This is a genomic window from Streptomyces sp. NPDC002886, assembly GCF_042888445.1.
In the GTDB taxonomy this organism is placed as follows: Bacteria; Actinomycetota; Actinomycetes; order Streptomycetales; family Streptomycetaceae; genus Streptomyces.
The window spans coordinates 1,136,679-1,150,986 of the sequence record NZ_JBIAPV010000003.1 but is presented as its reverse complement, the minus strand read 5'-3'; the positions used below and the strand labels follow the sequence as shown (position 1 = coordinate 1,150,986).

General features: G+C 72.1%; 12 protein-coding genes. 3 read left to right on the top strand and 9 right to left on the bottom strand.

Annotation, left to right across the window (positions count from 1 at the left end):
• Together ACFYYB_RS17590 and nuoN are read left to right on the top strand one after the other, a co-directional pair.
• On the top strand, window positions 1–1,593 hold the full coding sequence (locus ACFYYB_RS17590; protein WP_389436029.1) for an NADH-quinone oxidoreductase subunit M: 1,593 nt from the start codon (window positions 1–3) through the stop codon (window positions 1,591–1,593).
• Between the two features lie 38 nt (window positions 1,594–1,631).
• The gene (nuoN, locus tag ACFYYB_RS17585; protein WP_389436237.1) at window positions 1,632–3,251 is read left to right on the top strand and encodes an NADH-quinone oxidoreductase subunit NuoN; all 1,620 of its coding nucleotides are present in this window, start codon (window positions 1,632–1,634) and stop codon (window positions 3,249–3,251) included.
• Between the two features lie 74 nt (window positions 3,252–3,325).
• Here nuoN and ACFYYB_RS17580 read toward each other — a convergent pair whose 3' ends face one another.
• The 9 genes from ACFYYB_RS17580 to fahA all read right to left on the bottom strand — a co-directional run bounded on the left by ACFYYB_RS17580 (window position 3,326) and on the right by fahA (window position 13,340).
• Entirely contained in the window at window positions 3,326–3,946 is a 621-nt protein-coding gene (locus tag ACFYYB_RS17580; RefSeq protein WP_389436028.1) for a Uma2 family endonuclease, read from the bottom strand.
• A gap of 107 nt (window positions 3,947–4,053) precedes the next feature.
• The gene (locus tag ACFYYB_RS17575) at window positions 4,054–4,644 is read right to left on the bottom strand and encodes a hypothetical protein (RefSeq protein ID WP_389436027.1); all 591 of its coding nucleotides are present in this window, start codon (window positions 4,642–4,644) and stop codon (window positions 4,054–4,056) included.
• A gap of 207 nt (window positions 4,645–4,851) precedes the next feature.
• The gene (locus ACFYYB_RS17570; protein ID WP_389436026.1) at window positions 4,852–7,521 is read right to left on the bottom strand and encodes a fumarate reductase/succinate dehydrogenase flavoprotein subunit; all 2,670 of its coding nucleotides are present in this window, start codon (window positions 7,519–7,521) and stop codon (window positions 4,852–4,854) included.
• A gap of 10 nt (window positions 7,522–7,531) precedes the next feature.
• Window positions 7,532–8,269 (bottom strand): ABC transporter ATP-binding protein, encoded by a 738-nt coding sequence (locus ACFYYB_RS17565; RefSeq protein WP_389436025.1) that lies wholly within the window; start codon window positions 8,267–8,269, stop codon window positions 7,532–7,534.
• A gap of 435 nt (window positions 8,270–8,704) precedes the next feature.
• Window positions 8,705–9,523, bottom strand: coding sequence for an ABC transporter permease (locus ACFYYB_RS17560; RefSeq protein ID WP_389436024.1), 819 nt, complete (start codon window positions 9,521–9,523; stop codon window positions 8,705–8,707).
• On the bottom strand, window positions 9,520–10,899 hold the full coding sequence (locus ACFYYB_RS17555) for an ABC transporter substrate-binding protein (RefSeq protein WP_389436023.1): 1,380 nt from the start codon (window positions 10,897–10,899) through the stop codon (window positions 9,520–9,522). The genes ACFYYB_RS17560 and ACFYYB_RS17555 overlap by 4 nt, the downstream gene beginning before the upstream one ends.
• Before the next feature lie 14 nt (window positions 10,900–10,913).
• Window positions 10,914–11,141, bottom strand: a complete 228-nt coding sequence (locus ACFYYB_RS17550; RefSeq protein WP_030710222.1) for a ferredoxin family protein — start codon at window positions 11,139–11,141, stop codon at window positions 10,914–10,916.
• A 54-nt stretch (window positions 11,142–11,195) separates the two neighbouring features.
• The gene (locus ACFYYB_RS17545; RefSeq protein ID WP_389436022.1) at window positions 11,196–11,966 is read right to left on the bottom strand and encodes a GntR family transcriptional regulator; all 771 of its coding nucleotides are present in this window, start codon (window positions 11,964–11,966) and stop codon (window positions 11,196–11,198) included.
• 150 nt (window positions 11,967–12,116) lie between these two features.
• Window positions 12,117–13,340 (bottom strand): fumarylacetoacetase, encoded by a 1,224-nt coding sequence (gene fahA, locus ACFYYB_RS17540; protein ID WP_389436021.1) that lies wholly within the window; start codon window positions 13,338–13,340, stop codon window positions 12,117–12,119.
• A gap of 141 nt (window positions 13,341–13,481) precedes the next feature.
• Here fahA and ACFYYB_RS17535 point away from each other — a divergent pair, with 141 nt between their 5' ends.
• A complete protein-coding gene (locus ACFYYB_RS17535) occupies window positions 13,482–14,288 on the top strand; it encodes a Cof-type HAD-IIB family hydrolase (RefSeq protein WP_389436020.1) in 807 nt (268 codons plus the stop codon).
• The last annotated feature ends 20 nt before the right edge of the window (window positions 14,289–14,308 follow it).

Here is a 14,308-nt window from a genome sequence, read left to right as displayed (position 1 = left end):
ATGAGTTTCCCGCTTCTGACGGTGACGGCCGCGGTCCCCGCGGTCGGTGCGATCCTGACGGCGGCCGTCCCGGCCGCCCGCCGGACCGCCGCCAAATGGCTCGCCCTGCTCTTCTCCGTGGCGACCCTGGCCCTGGCCGTGCTCGTCGCGGTCCGCTTCGATCCCGGTGGCGACCGCTACCAGCTCACCGAATCGCACGCCTGGATCGCCGACTTCGGCGTCCGCTACGAACTGGGCGTCGACGGCATCGGGGTGGTGCTGATCGCACTCACCGCGCTGCTGATCCCCTTCGTGATCGCGGCCGGCTGGCACGACGCCGACCCCCTGGAGACCTCGTCCTCCCGCTGGCGGCCGACCCAGGGCTTCTTCGCCCTGATCCTGCTGGTCGAGGCGATGGTGATCATCTCCTTCGAGGCCACCGACGTCTTCCTCTTCTACATCTTCTTCGAAGCCATGCTCATCCCGATGTACTTCCTCATCGGCGGCTTCGGGGACCGGGCACACTCCGGGTCGGACGAGAACGCGGCCGCGCAGCGCTCGTACGCGGCGGTCAAGTTCCTCCTCTACAACCTGGTCGGCGGCCTGATCATGCTGGCCGCCGTCATCGGGCTCTACGTGGTCGCCGGGAACTTCTCGCTCCAGGAGATCACCGCCGCCCGCGCCGCGGGCACGCTCGACATGGCGACCAACACCGAGCGGATGCTGTTCCTCGGCTTCTTCTTCGCCTTCGCGGTGAAGGCCCCGCTCTGGCCGCTGCACACCTGGCTGCCGAACGCGATGGGCGAGGCCACGGCCCCGGTCGCCGTCCTGATCACCGCGGTCGTCGACAAGGTCGGCACCTTCGCGATGCTGCGCTTCTGCCTCGGGCTCTTCCCCGAGGCCAGCAAGTGGGCCACGCCGGTGATCCTGGTCCTGGCCCTGATCAGCATCGTCTACGGCGCACTGGTCGCGGTCGGCCAGCGGGACATCAAGCGGCTGGTGGCGTACGCCTCCATCTCGCACTTCGGCTTCATCATCCTGGGCATCTTCGCGATGACCTCCCAGGGCCAGTCCGGCGCCACCCTCTACATGGTCAACCACGGGCTCTCGACGGCGGCGCTCATGCTGGTCGCCGGCTTCCTGATCTCGCGGCGCGGCTCCCGGCTCATCGCCGACTACGGCGGCGTGCAGAAGGTGGCCCCGGTCCTGGCCGGCACCTTCCTGATCGGCGGCCTGGCCACGCTCTCGCTCCCCGGCCTCGCCCCGTTCGTCAGCGAGTTCCTGGTCCTGGTCGGCACGTTCGCCCGGTACCCGGTCGTCGGCATCATCGCCACCCTCGGCATCGTGCTGGCGGCTCTCTACACGCTGGTCCTCTACCAGCGCACCATGACCGGCCCCCTCAAGGAGGAGGTCCGCACCATGCCGGACCTGCGCCTGCGGGAGGTCCTGGTGGTGGCCCCGCTGATCGCGCTGCTGATCGGTCTGGGCGTCTACCCGAAGGTCCTGACCGACATCGTCAACCCGGCGGTGAAGCACACCATGTCGGACGTCAAGCAGACGGACCCGAAGCCTGAGGTGGCTGTCGAAGCCAAGAATGGGGAGGCGGCCAAGTGAGCACCCTGACTGCTGCTGCCCAGAACCTGCTGCCGAACCTGGCGGCCGCGGCGCCGATCGACAAGATCCCGGCCCCGCACATCGAGTACGCCCAGCTGTCGCCCACGCTCATCGTGCTGGGCGCGGCGATCATCGGAGTCCTCGTAGAGGCCTTCGTACCGCGCAAGGGCCGTTACTACACGCAGGTGTTCCTCGCCGTGGCCGCGCTGGCCTCGGCCTTCGCGGCGGTCGTCGGGCTCGCCGCCGGCGGGTACGGAAGCTCCAAGGCGCACATCGCGGCCATGGGCGCCGTGGCCGTCGACGGACCGGCGCTCTTCCTCCAGGGCACCATCATCCTGGCCTCGGTCGTCGCGATCTTCACCTTCGCCGAGCGGCGCCTGGACCCGGCCGCCCACGGCAACCGGGTGGACTCCTTCGCCGCGCAGGCGGCGTCCGTACCGGGCAGCGAGAGCGAGAAGGAAGCCATCAAGGCGGGCTTCACCACCACCGAGGTCTTCCCGCTGGCGCTGTTCGCGGTCGCCGGCATGCTGATCTTCCCCGCGGCCAACGACCTGCTGACGCTGTTCGTGGCCCTGGAGGTCTTCTCCCTCCCGCTGTACCTGCTCTGCGCCGTCGCCCGCCGCCATCGGCTGATGTCGCAGGAGGCGGCCGTCAAGTACTTCCTGCTCGGCGCCTTCTCCTCCGCCTTCCTCCTCTTCGGCATCGCGCTCGTCTACGGGTACGCGGGCTCGGTGTCCTACGCGGCGATCGCGGAGGTCGTCGACGGCACCGTGGCGAACATCGACCCGGCGCTCGCCGACACCATGGGCAACGACGCGCTGCTGCTGATCGGCGGCGCGCTGATCCTGATGGGCCTGCTCTTCAAGGTCGGCGCGGTCCCCTTCCACATGTGGACCCCGGACGTCTACCAGGGCGCCCCCACCCCGGTCACCGGCTTCATGGCGGCGGCGACGAAGGTGGCCGCCTTCGGCGCCCTCCTGCGTCTGCTCTACGTCGTCCTCCCGGGCCTGCGGTGGGACTGGCGGCCGGTCATGTGGGGCGTGGCCATCGTCACGATGCTGGCGGGCGCGATCATCGCGGTCACCCAGACCGACGTGAAGCGGCTCCTCGCCTACTCCTCGATCGCGCACGCCGGCTTCATCCTGGCCGGTGTGATCGCCACCTCGGAGCAGGGCGTCAAGTCCGTCCTCTTCTACCTGGCCGCGTACTCCTTCGTGACGATCGGCGCCTTCGCGGTGGTCACGCTGGTGCGCGACGCGGGCGGCGAGGCCACGCACCTGTCGAAGTGGGCCGGTCTCGGCCGCCGTTCCCCTCTCACGGCGGCGGTCTTCGCGGTCTTCCTGCTCGCCTTCGCGGGCATCCCGCTCACCTCCGGCTTCTCCGGCAAGTTCGCCGTGTTCCAGGCGGCGGCGGAGGGCGGCGCCGGAGCGCTGGTCGTGGTCGGTGTCATCTCGTCCGCGATCGCCGCGTTCTTCTACATCCGGGTGATCGTCCTGATGTTCTTCAGCGAGCCGAAGGCGGACGGCCCCACGGTCGCGGTCCCGTCCCCGCTGACGATGACGACGATCGCGGTCGGCGTCGCGGTCACGGTGGTCCTGGGCGTGGCTCCGCAGTACTTCCTGGACCTGGCGGGCAGCGCGAGCACGTTCGTCCGCTGACCTGACCGTACGGAGTACGGCCGAGGGCCCGGCTTCCCCTTCCTGGGGGGCCGGGCCCTTCGCCGTGTGCGGGACTACTCGGTGCGCTGTCGCTTCGGCATGATCTCGGTGAGGTCCAGGTCGATGGGGAAAGGGACGGAGACCTTGAGACGGTCGTGGAAGATTCCGGTGGCCACGTACTTCCGGGTGGCCGGTTCGAGCTCGAAGACGTAGACCACGGCCCGGCCGTCCTTGTGCTCCACGCGCCAGAAATGAGGGATCCCGGCGCGGGAGTACTTGAGGGGCTTGGCCTCGCGGTCTCGGGCAACGGATTCGGGGGACACGACTTCGATCGCGAGTCGCACGGATTCCGCCGGAAGCCGGGTCTGGTGCGGATCCTCGTCTTCTTCCTCGGGTACGACGATCACGTCCGGCTCCGGACGGTTCTGACGGTCGATGTCGATGGTGAACTCTCGTAGCACTTCGAGCCCGTCCGGCGCCAGGGACTCCAGCTGCCGTTCGAAGAATCGCACGGCACGCAGGTGGAATTTGGTCTGCGGACTCACGAAAACCAGGCTCCCGTCGATCAGCTCCGTGTGCGGAGGCAGATTCGGAAGCGTGTCCAGGTCGTCCGCGGTCCAGCCGCCTGCCGGCGGGATCGGCCAGCGGGGCCCCGGATCCGGTTCGGGCTGTGGCGCTGCGGATTCGACGCTCATCAGTGCTCCCATGGGGCGGAGTCTCGCGAATATGCCCAGCGTATCGCCGGGGATCCGCTCGGGACCGTCCGTACGTGTGAGCGGGAGCACCGCGTTGGCCTCTGGAGTCAGTGCGGGTGGGGCATGGGGGTGGTGGTCTTCGGGCAGGTCAGGGCCGGGTTCCAGTTGTGGAAGCGGCCCGCCGGGTTGTCCCGGTACGCCCACAGGTGGAGGTCGTAGTGCTTGGGCATCCCCGCCCAGTGGCCCGGCATCGGTCCGTCGAAGGGCAGGCCGAACATGGTCGGGCGGTCGTCGGTGGTCTTGAAGTCCTGGTCCCGGTCCTTGGACATCCACTCCACGGCCTCCAGCTTGCGGCGGCCGTGCTCGTCCTTCGCGGTGCTGTAGAGCAGCGCCGCCGGCTTGCTGGGGTCCGTCGAACCCCAGTAGGCCTCCTTGACGTAGTGGTAGCCCATGGCGCCCACCCCGAACGGGTTGGTCATGCAGGCCTCGCCGTGCGGCACGTACCCGTCCTTCAGGGCCTGCTGCTCGTCCCCGTACTTGGCCGTCACCCGGATCGCCGTCGCCATGTCCCGCATGGCCTGGGCGTTCCTCGGGTCGGGCGCCGGCCCGTCGACGCCGTGGGCGGGGGCGACGGCGGTCAGGCCGAGGGATATGGCGGCGGCGCAGGTCAGGAAGGCCTTGCGGGGGCGGAGGGACATGGGTGCTCCTGCCGTTCGGGGGTCGGGGCGGAGTCGGGGCTTTCGTCCACGATCCGGGCGCCGCGCCGCCCCTGCACGCGGCGGGGCTCCGAACGGGGGGCGCCGCACGCTTCTTCGGGGCCGGACGGGTGACGTCGGAAGGGCGGGTGGGGGACTTCGCCCCGCAGGGCCACCCGCAGCCGGGGCCGCGGGTGGTGTTCGGACGGGCTACAGGCGGGTCGCGTAGGCGCGGACGTCCGCGTCGGGGTCGGAGGCGGCCGTGGCCAGGGCCGCGGAAGCGGCCGGGTCCGGGCGGTGCGTGCGCAGGGAGAGGACCGCCGCCTTGCGGACGTCCGCGTTCGGGTCCGACAGGGCGAGGGAGAGCGGCGGCACCGCCACCGAGGCGGGGGCCGAGGCCAGGCCGGCGGCGGCTCCGGCCCGGACCTGCCACGCCGGGTCGGAGAGGGAGGAGACGGCTCGCTCCATGTGGCCGCCGGTCAGGGCCACCGCCGCCAGCGCCGCCGCCCGGACCAGCGGGTCCGTGTCGGAGAGCAGCGGGGTCAGGGCGGAGCCGGCCCGCAGGGTGCCCAGGGCCTTGGCCACGGCCACCCGTACCTCCCGCGAGGAGTCCCCGGCGGCGTCGGCCAGCGCGGCCTCCGCGTCCACCGAGACGAGCGCCCGTACCGCCTGGATGCGGACGTCCACATCGGCGTCCCGCAGGGACCGCTCGTACAGGCCGGGCTCCCCGAGCCGCAGGACCCGTAGGGCTTCGAGCGCCGCCGACCGGACCGCCGGATCCGCCACCTCGAGCCCCGCCCGCAGGGCCGCGCCCAGGGCGGGGTCGGGCGGGAGCACCTCCAGCAGTTCGCGCAGCGCCGCCGCGGCGGCCGCGCGGACCGCCGGGTCGGGGTCGGCCAGCCGCTTCCCGAGGGCGGGACCGGCGCCCGCCGGGACGGTTTCGCCGAGCACCGCGACCGCCGTGGCGCGGACCGCCGGGTCGGGGTCGGAGAGGTAGGGGCGGAGGGCGTCCAGATCCGGGGCCTCCTCCGCGAGGGTGAGGAGCTCCAGGATCCGGGGCGAGCCGGGCCCGGACGCGGTGTCCCGGCCGGTCGCCGCGGGGGCCGCCGCCGGGCCTCCGGCCAGGGCCACGCCGACCAGCTCGACCTCGCCCAGGTGCCGGGAGGGCCCGCCCGCCGGGGCGAACTCGGCGACCGGCACCAGATAGGGCTCGACCGGCCGCGCCGTGAACTCCATCGCCCCCGACGGGGACTTGCGCAGGTCCAGGTGGTGCAGCCAGCCCGCGTCATCGCGCTCGGGGTGGTCGAGCCGCTCGTGGTACAGCCCCCAGCGGGACTCGGTCCGCGCGAGCGAGGCCCGCGCCGCCATCTCCGCGCAGTCCCGGATGAAGGAGACCTCCGCGCAGCGCATCAGCTCGTGCGGGGTCGTGGCGCCCATCTCGCCGATCTCCCGCTCCATCCGGGTGAAGGCCTCCACGGCGAGCGACAGCTTCGCGCCCGTCTTGGGCGGGGCCACGTAGTCGTTCACGAACCGCCGCAGCTTGTACTCCACCTGCGGCTGCGGCGGACCCTCCGGGTGGCGCAGCGGCCGATAGATCAGTTCGTGGGCGGCCGCGAGCTGGTCGGCGGGCAAGTCCCCTTCATCCGCCCGGTATCGGGCGGCGTCGGCGCCCGCCAGATCGCCGAAGACGAACGCGCCGATCATGTAGTTGTGCGGTACGGAGGCCAGGTCCCCGGCCGCGTACAGCCGGGGCACGGTGGTGCGGGCGTGGTCGTCGACGCGCACGCCGGAAGCCGAGTGACCGCCGCACAGGCCGATCTCGGAGATGTGCATCTCGATGTCGTGCGTGCGGTAGTCGTGGCCCCGGTTGGCGTGGAAAGTGCCGCGCGTCGGCCGTTCGGTGGTGTGCAGAATCGATTCGACGGCGGCCACGGTCTCCTCGGGGAGGTGACTGAGCTTGAGGTACACCGGGCCCCGGTCGGAGGCCAGTTCGGCGGCGAACTCCGACATCATCTGCCCCGACCAGTAGTCGGAGTCGACGAACCGCTCGCCGTGCCGGTTGACCTGGTAGCCGCCGAAGGGGTTCGCGACGTACGCGCAGGCCGGGCCGTTGTAGTCCTTGATCAACGGGTTGATCTGGAAGCACTCGATGCCGGTGAGCGCGGCGCCCGCGTGGTACGCCATCGCGTACCCGTCACCGGCGTTGGTGGGGTTCTCGTACGTCCCGTACAGATACCCGGAGGCGGGCAGCCCGAGGCGCCCGCACGGCCCGGTCGCGAGGATGACGGCCCCGGCCCGCACGGTCACGAAGGCACCGGTACGGGTGTTGAAGGCGGCCGCGCCGATCGCCCGGCCGTCCTCGGGGGAGGTCAGGACGCGGACGGGCATGACCCGGTTCTCGATCCGGATCAGCTCGCGCATCTCACGGCGGCGCAGCTGCCGGTACAGCACCTTCTTGACGTCCTTGCCCTCCGGCATGGGCAGCACGTACGACCCGGAGCGGTGGACCTGGCGCACGGCGTACTCGCCGTGCTCGTCCTTCTCGAACTTCACCCCGTACGACTCCAGGCGCCGCACCATGCCGAACCCGCGGGTCGCCGTCTGGCGGACCGTGGACTGGTCGACGATGCCGTCGTTGGCGCGGGTGATCTCGGCGACGTAGTCGTCGGGCTCGGCGCGGCCCGGGATGACGGCGTTGTTGACCCCGTCCATGCCCATGGCGAGGGCCCCGGAATGCCGTACGTGCGCCTTCTCCAGGAGCAGCACCCGCGCACCGGCCTCGGCGGCGGTCAGCGCCGCCATCGTGCCGGCGGTGCCGCCGCCGATGACGAGGACGTCGCAGGTCAGTTCCTCGGCGTCGGCGAGCGCGGGGATGTCCATGAGGAGCCTTTCAGAGGGAGTCGAGGATGCGGCGGCGCAGGGCGGAACGGTCCGCCGTGCGCGAGCGGGGGTGCGGTACGTCGATCAGCTCGCCGGTGGCGAGCAGCGCGACGCGGTCGCCGAGGTACAGGGCCTCGTCCACGTCGTGGGTGACGAAGACGACGGTGGCGCCGCTGCCGGCGAGGACGGTGACGAGCAGGTCCTGCATCTCCTCGCGGGTCTGGGCGTCGAGCGCGCCGAAGGGTTCGTCCATCAGGACGGCGCGGGGCGCTGCCACGAGGGCCCGGGCCAGCTGCACGCGCTGGCGCTGGCCGCCGCTGAGCTGGTGCGGGTGCTTGTGCGCGTGCTCTGCGAGGCCCACGCGGGTCAGCCAGTCGGTGGCGGTACGGCGGCGGTCGGCGCGGGTGGCTCCGCGGATGGCCAGGGGCAGCTCGACGTTGCCCCGGACCGTGCGCCAGGGGAGGAGAGCGTCGTCCTGGAACACCAGCGCGCGGTCGGCGTGCGGGCCCGTGACCGGGGTGCCGTCCTGGGTGACGGTCCCGGCGAGCGGCGGCAGGAGCCCGGCGAGGGTCCGGAGCAGGGTGGACTTGCCGCAGCCGGAGGGCCCCACGACGGTGAGCACCTCACCGCCGCCGACGGCGAGGTCGACGCCGTCGAGGACGGAGGCGGCGGCGTGACCCAGACGGACGTCCTCGAGGTGGAGGGTGGCGCCGGTGGGTGGGGCGGGGGCGAGGGTGTCTGTGGACACGGTCCACGTCCTTCCTTTGGTTGTGGGTGCGTGTGGTTGGGCCCTGCGGGGCTGTGTCCCCTACCCGCCCTTCCACCGTTCCCCGGGCGCTGCCCGGACCCCGGTCCTCAAACGCCGGACGGGCTAGAGAGGCAAGGGTCCCGGGCTGCGCCCGGACCCCTGGGGCTCCGCCCCAGACCCCGGTCCTCAAACGCCGGACGGCTGAAAAGAACGACCCCAGCCGGGGGCTGCGTGCTGGGGTCGGGGACGGGGGCGGGGTGGGGTGTTGGCCTGGACGTAAAACGTGATTTGTGGCGCTGGAGCACGCCGGGCCCTGTCGGAGTAGGGGGTAGGGCGCCTAAATCATGCAGTCCAGGCCAACACCCCACCCCGCCCCCGGCACCGACCCCCCACCCGCAGCAACCAAGCCCCGGCACCGGCGCCGCGCCGAACCCGTCAAGCACCCCGCAGGGCGGGGAACTTCGGCCGAGCCGCCACCACCGGCACCGCCACCCGCGACGGAAGCCACCGGGTCAGCCGACGACCCGTACGCTCGACCGCCGTCGACGTGAGCCAGCCCAGCGCGCCGATCGTGGCCATCCCGACGAAGACCCCGGGATAGTCGACGACCGTGTAGTCCTGCCAGGTGCGGTAACCGACCCCGTACTCACCCGAGATCATCTCCGCGGAGATCACGCAGATCCAGGACACCCCGATCCCGACCGACAGCCCGCCGAAGATCCCGGGGAGGGCTCCGGGGAGGACCACCGAGAAGAGGACCCGGGCCCGCCCGCCGCCCATCGTCAGGACGGCCTCCTCCCACACCGGGGACAGCGCGGACACCGCGTGCCGGGTGGAGACCAGGACCGGGAAGAACGCCGCCGCGCAGGTGATGAAGACGATCCCCTGCTCGTTGGACGGGAAGAGCAGGATGGCCACCGGAACCAGCGCGATCGCCGGTATCGGCCGCAGGACTTCGAGCAGAGGCCCCAGCAGGTCCGCCGCGAGCCGGGAGCGGGCGATCGCCGTGCCCACGGTCACCCCCAGGACGGACGCCAGCGCGAAGCCGGTCACGATGCGCCGCAGGCTGAAGCCGAGGTCCTGCCAGTAGGGGCCGGTCGTCGCCCGGTCCGCGAACGTCGAGGCCACCTCGCCCACGGTCGGGAACTGCTCGAAGCGGAGCCACAGGTTGACGTCGAGGGAGGTCAGGAGCTGCCAGGCGGCCAGGGCCGCGGCGAGCGAGGCCAGCCGCAGGAGCCGGCGGCGGGCCGTCACGGGGCCGTGGAGGCCAGGGCCCCGGCCAGGGCCCCGGCTTCGGCGAAGGACACGATCCGCGCCCCGGACCCCGCGTGCTGGTCGGCGTACGCCGTGGCGCCCGACGGGGTGACGAACGCCCGCAGTTCCGCCCCCTCCGCCACCCAGACCGCCTTGTCGGCGAACCAGAGCGTGCCCGTCACCGCGTCGGGGACGTAGGCCGCCCGGACCCCGCCACCACCCGGCAGCCCCGCCGCCGCGATCGCCTTCAGCAGCGCCGCCGGGGTCTCGAAGGTCTGCGTCCGGTCGCCCTCCTTCAGCCACAGCTCCGGCCGGGCCGGCGCCGCGGCCGGGTAGGCCGCGCCCACCGCGGCGCGCGCCAGCGGCGCGGGGTCCACGAAGGCGTCCACGTCGACGGAGTCCACCAGCTTCGCCGCCTTCAGGACGGGCACGTCCTCCTTCAGCGCCGCCAGCAGCTCGGGCCGCAGGGCCGGGTCGAAGGTCGCGATGCCGTTGGCCCCGTTGTAGAGGTACACGACCTCCGGCGGCAGCCCGGTCTCCTTGGCCACCGACTCGGCCGCGGCGACCGGCCGCGTGCGCAGGTACTCGGTCGCCTTGCGCTGCGCCCGCAGGAAGTCGTCCAGGACGCCGGGGCGTTCGGCCGCGAACTTCTCGCGGACCGTGACCCCGTGGAAGGTCGGCAGGTTCAGCTCGGCCCCGTCGTACAGGGCCTTGGCCCGTCCCTCGAAGGCCAGCTGGCCCGGCCAGGCGACGAACTGCGACAGGGCGTCGACACTGCCCGCCTGGAGGGCCGAAGCGCCCACGCTGGGCTGCTGGTTGAGCTTCTCGATGCCCTTCTCGGGATCGATCCCGGCGCGCTGCAGGGCCCGTACGAGGGTCCCGTCGGCCGCCGAACCGACCGAGGTGGACACCTTCTTGCCCCGCAGGTCGGCCAGCGACGCCAGCTTGGAACCGGGCGCGGTGACCACGGTGTTGAGGCCGCCGCGCAGGTTGTAGCCGGTGACGGAGACGAGCCGGGTGGGCTGCTTCAGCTCCTTGCCGCGCGCCGCGTTGATGAGGAGGGGGAAATCGCCCATGGAGCCGATGTCGATCTTCCCGGCGGTCATCTGGGCGGTGATCGGGGCGCCGGTGGCGTAGTCCTGCCAGTCGACCTTGTAGGTGACCCCGTCCTTCTTGCCGCGCGCCGCGAGCTCCTGTTCGAAGTACCCGAGGGAACGCAGGAGCGTACCGGCGGTGACGGTGTTGATGGTCTTGGACTGGTAGCCGACGGTCACGGTGACCGTCTTGGAGCCGCCGTCCGCGCCGGAGGCCTCGGAGCACGCCGTGGCCAGGGAGACGAGGAGGAGGAGAGCGGGAGCGAGCGCTTTCGTACGCATCGAGAACGGGCCTTTCACCGGAGCAGGTAGGGCATGTTGACGGTCACCGCGCCGGTGGGACAGCGGGCGGCGCACGGGCCGCAGTACCAGCACTCGTCCACGTGCATGTAGGCCTTGCCGTTGTCCTCGCGAATCGCGAGCGAGTCGAGCGGACACATGTCGACGCAGAGGGTGCAGCCGTCGATGCACAGGGACTCGTCGATGGTCACGGGCACGTCGCCGCGCTGGGGGACCAGAGGCATGGCTGTCTCCAGGAAAGGGGGGAGGGGGCTACGAGGGCGAGGGGTTACGAGGACTTACGCACCGCGGTGCAGCAGCCCGCTCATGGTGATCCGGTCGCCGCGGAAGCGGATGAACTCCAGGTCCACGGGCCGGCCGTCGCCGAGGTGGGTGAGGCGCTCCAGCATCAGAACGGCGGCCCCGCGCGGGGCCTGCAGGACGGCGGCGGAGTGCGCGTCGGCGTTGACGGCTTCGAGGGTGATCTCGGCGTGCCCGAGCGGCTGCCCGGTCAGGGACTCCAGCAGCCGGAAGACGTCGGTGTTCTCCAGGTCGCAGCCGATCAGGTCCGCGCCGATGTCCAGGGGGACGTACGTGAGGTCGAGCGAGAGCGGCAGCCCGTTCAGGCGGCGCAGCCGCTCGATGTAGAGCACGTCGGAGTGCTCGGGCAGGCGCAGCCGCTCGGCGACGGGGGCCGGGGCGCGGACGGGGCCGACGGTGCGGACCTCGTTGGTGACGCGGCCGTGTTCGTGGAGTGTTTCGGCCAGGCCCTGGAGGCGGTCGAGGCCGTGCGGGTACTTGGCGCAGACGATGACGGTGCCGACGCCGGGGCGGCGTTCGACGAGCTGTTCGCCGCGCAGCAGGTCGAGTGCCTGGCGCACGGTGTTGCGGCCGGCGCCGTAGTCGGCGGCGAGGGTGTCCTCCAGGGGGAGGACGCCGGTGGGGTAGCCGCCCGCCAGGATCTGGTGGCGCAGCAGGTCGGCGAGCTGTCGCGCTTGGTCCGCGCGCAGCCGTCGGCGGCGCGCGGCGGCGACCGGGACGGTGTGTTCGCGGGTGCGTTCGGCTGGCATGGCACGGAACATACCGAGGGGGCCGGGCCGGTGGTGTTGCCGCAGTGTTGCGCCACCCGCGGCTGCCGGCGTACGGCTGCGACCTGCGAGAACGGCGGGGTGGCGGAAAGATCCGCCACCCCGCCGCCGGTGCTCGTCCCGCGATGTGGACTACAGAGTGCCCACGATGCGGCCGGTGACCTCGCCGAGGCCCACGCGGGTGCCGTCGGCGCCCGGGGCCCATGCGGTGAGCGTGACGGTGTCCCCGTCCTCCAGGAAGGTGCGCTTGCCGTCGGCGAGCTCGATCGCGTCGCGGCCGTTCCAGGTGAGCTCCAGCAGCGAGCCGCGCTGGCCGGTCTCCGGGCCGCTGACCGTGCCCGAGCCGTAGACGTCGCCGGTGCGCAGGGAGGCGCCGTTGACGGTCATGTGGGCGAGCTGCTGGGCGGCGGTCCAGTACATCGAGGCGAACGGCGGCCGCGCCACCTCCTGGCCGTTGATGGAGACGGTGATCCGCAGGTCGAAGCCGCCGGGGCGGTCCGCGGCGGAGTCCTCCAGGTAGGGCAGCAGCGGGAAGTCCCGGGTGGGCGGGGCGACGCGGGCCGCGTCCAGGGCCTCCAGGGGGGTGACCCAGGCGGAGACGGAGGTGGCGAAGGACTTGCCGAGGAAGGGGCCGAGCGGCACGTACTCCCAGGCCTGGATGTCGCGCGCGGACCAGTCGTTGAGGAGGAACAGCCCGAAGACGTGCTCCTCGAAGTCGCCGAGGGCCACGGGGCGGCCCTGCTCCGAGGGGGTGCCGACGACGAAGCCGACCTCGGCCTCGATGTCGAGCTTCACGGACGGCCCGAAGACGGGCGCCGGGTCGGCGGGGGCCTTGCGCTGGCCGCTCGGGCGGACGACATCGGTGCCGCTCACCACGATGGTTCCGGCCCGGCCGTGGTAACCGATGGGCAGGTGCTTCCAGTTGGGGGTCAGCGCGTCCCCGTCCGGCCGGAAGATCTTGCCGACGTTCGTCGCGTGGTGCTCGCTCGCGTAGAAGTCGACGTAGTCGGCGACCTCGTACGGGAGGTGCAGCACGACGTCTTCGAGCGGCAGCAGGTGCGGTTCCACGGAGGGCCGGTGGCCGGGGTCGGTGACCCAGGCGGTCAGCGCGCGGCGCACGTCCTTCCACGCGGTGCGCCCCGCGGCGAGCAGCGGGTTGAGCGAGGGCTGCCCGAGCAGTCCGGCGTACGGGGATCCGAGCGCGGCCGCGGCCGCCCCGGCGTCGAGCACGTATCCGCCGATGCGGACACCGATGCGGTGCCGCTCGTCCCCGGCGGTGGAGAACACGCCGTAGGGGAGGTTGTGCGGCCCGAACGGGTCGCCCTCGGGGAGGTCGAGGGGGCTCTGCTGGGGCATGGGGTGCTGCCTCGCTTTCGACGCGGCCCGGGGGTGTCCCGGGAGCTGCTTGACAGGTTAAGGGGCTGGTGGGGCCTGCGGGAGGCCGGATTCAGGCACTATTTGTAAGATTTGTCCGAGGAGGTCCGTATCCTTGGACGCGTGACTTCCGCCCTCCCCTATGCACTCGTGGCCACCGATCTGGACGGGACTCTGCTGCGCGCCGGAGACACCGTCTCGGCCCGCTCCCACACGGCCCTCGCCGCCGCCCGCGCGGCCGGCGCCCGGCACATCATCGTGACAGGCCGCCCCGTCCCACAGGTGCGCCACGTCCTGGACGGGCTCGGCTACGCGGGACTCGCGGTGTGCGGGCAGGGAGCGCAGGTCTACGACGCGTCGGCCGGTCTCCTGCTGCACTCCGTGGCCCTGGACCGGGAACTGGCCGAAGTCGCCCTCGGGAAGATCGAGGCGGAGGTGGGGGAGGTCTACGCGGCGGTCAACCAGGAGGGCCTCGACGCGGAGATGCTGATAGGGCCGGGCTACCGGATGTGGCATCCGCACCTGCCGGTGGTGGCGGTGGCCCGGCGCTCCGACCTCTGGACCTCCCCCATCAACAAGGTCCTGCTCCAGCACCCCCGCCTCTCCGACGACGAGCTGACGGAGATCGCCCGCGGCGTGGTCGGGGACCTGGTCAACGTCACCATGGCGGGGGAGCACACGGTCGAGCTCCAGCCGCCGGGCATCGACAAGGCGAGCGGCCTGGCGGTGGCGGCGGAACTCCTGGACGTCACCGGGTCCTCCACGATCGCCTTCGGTGACATGCCGAACGACATCCCGATGTTCGCCTGGGCGGCGCACGGCGTCGCGATGGCGGGCGCCCACCGGGAACTGCTGGCCGTCGCGGACGAGGTCACCCTCTCGAACGAGGCGGACGGGATCGCGGTGGTCTTGGAGCGGCTGTTCGGCTAGGAGGCGTCTGCCGGCCGGGG

Coding starts and splice junctions, on each gene's coding strand:
- ACFYYB_RS17575 (WP_389436027.1), bottom strand. CDS start 4,644: ATGTCCCTCCGCCCCCGCAAGGCCTTCCTGACCTGCGCCGCCGCCATA.
- ACFYYB_RS17570 (WP_389436026.1), bottom strand. CDS start 7,521: ATGGACATCCCCGCGCTCGCCGACGCCGAGGAACTGACCTGCGACGTC.
- ACFYYB_RS17580 (WP_389436028.1), bottom strand. CDS start 3,946: ATGAGCGTCGAATCCGCAGCGCCACAGCCCGAACCGGATCCGGGGCCC.
- fahA (WP_389436021.1), bottom strand. CDS start 13,340: ATGCCCCAGCAGAGCCCCCTCGACCTCCCCGAGGGCGACCCGTTCGGG.
- ACFYYB_RS17550 (WP_030710222.1), bottom strand. CDS start 11,141: ATGCCTCTGGTCCCCCAGCGCGGCGACGTGCCCGTGACCATCGACGAG.
- ACFYYB_RS17545 (WP_389436022.1), bottom strand. CDS start 11,966: ATGCCAGCCGAACGCACCCGCGAACACACCGTCCCGGTCGCCGCCGCG.
- ACFYYB_RS17590 (WP_389436029.1), top strand. CDS start 1: ATGAGTTTCCCGCTTCTGACGGTGACGGCCGCGGTCCCCGCGGTCGGT.
- ACFYYB_RS17555 (WP_389436023.1), bottom strand. CDS start 10,899: ATGCGTACGAAAGCGCTCGCTCCCGCTCTCCTCCTCCTCGTCTCCCTG.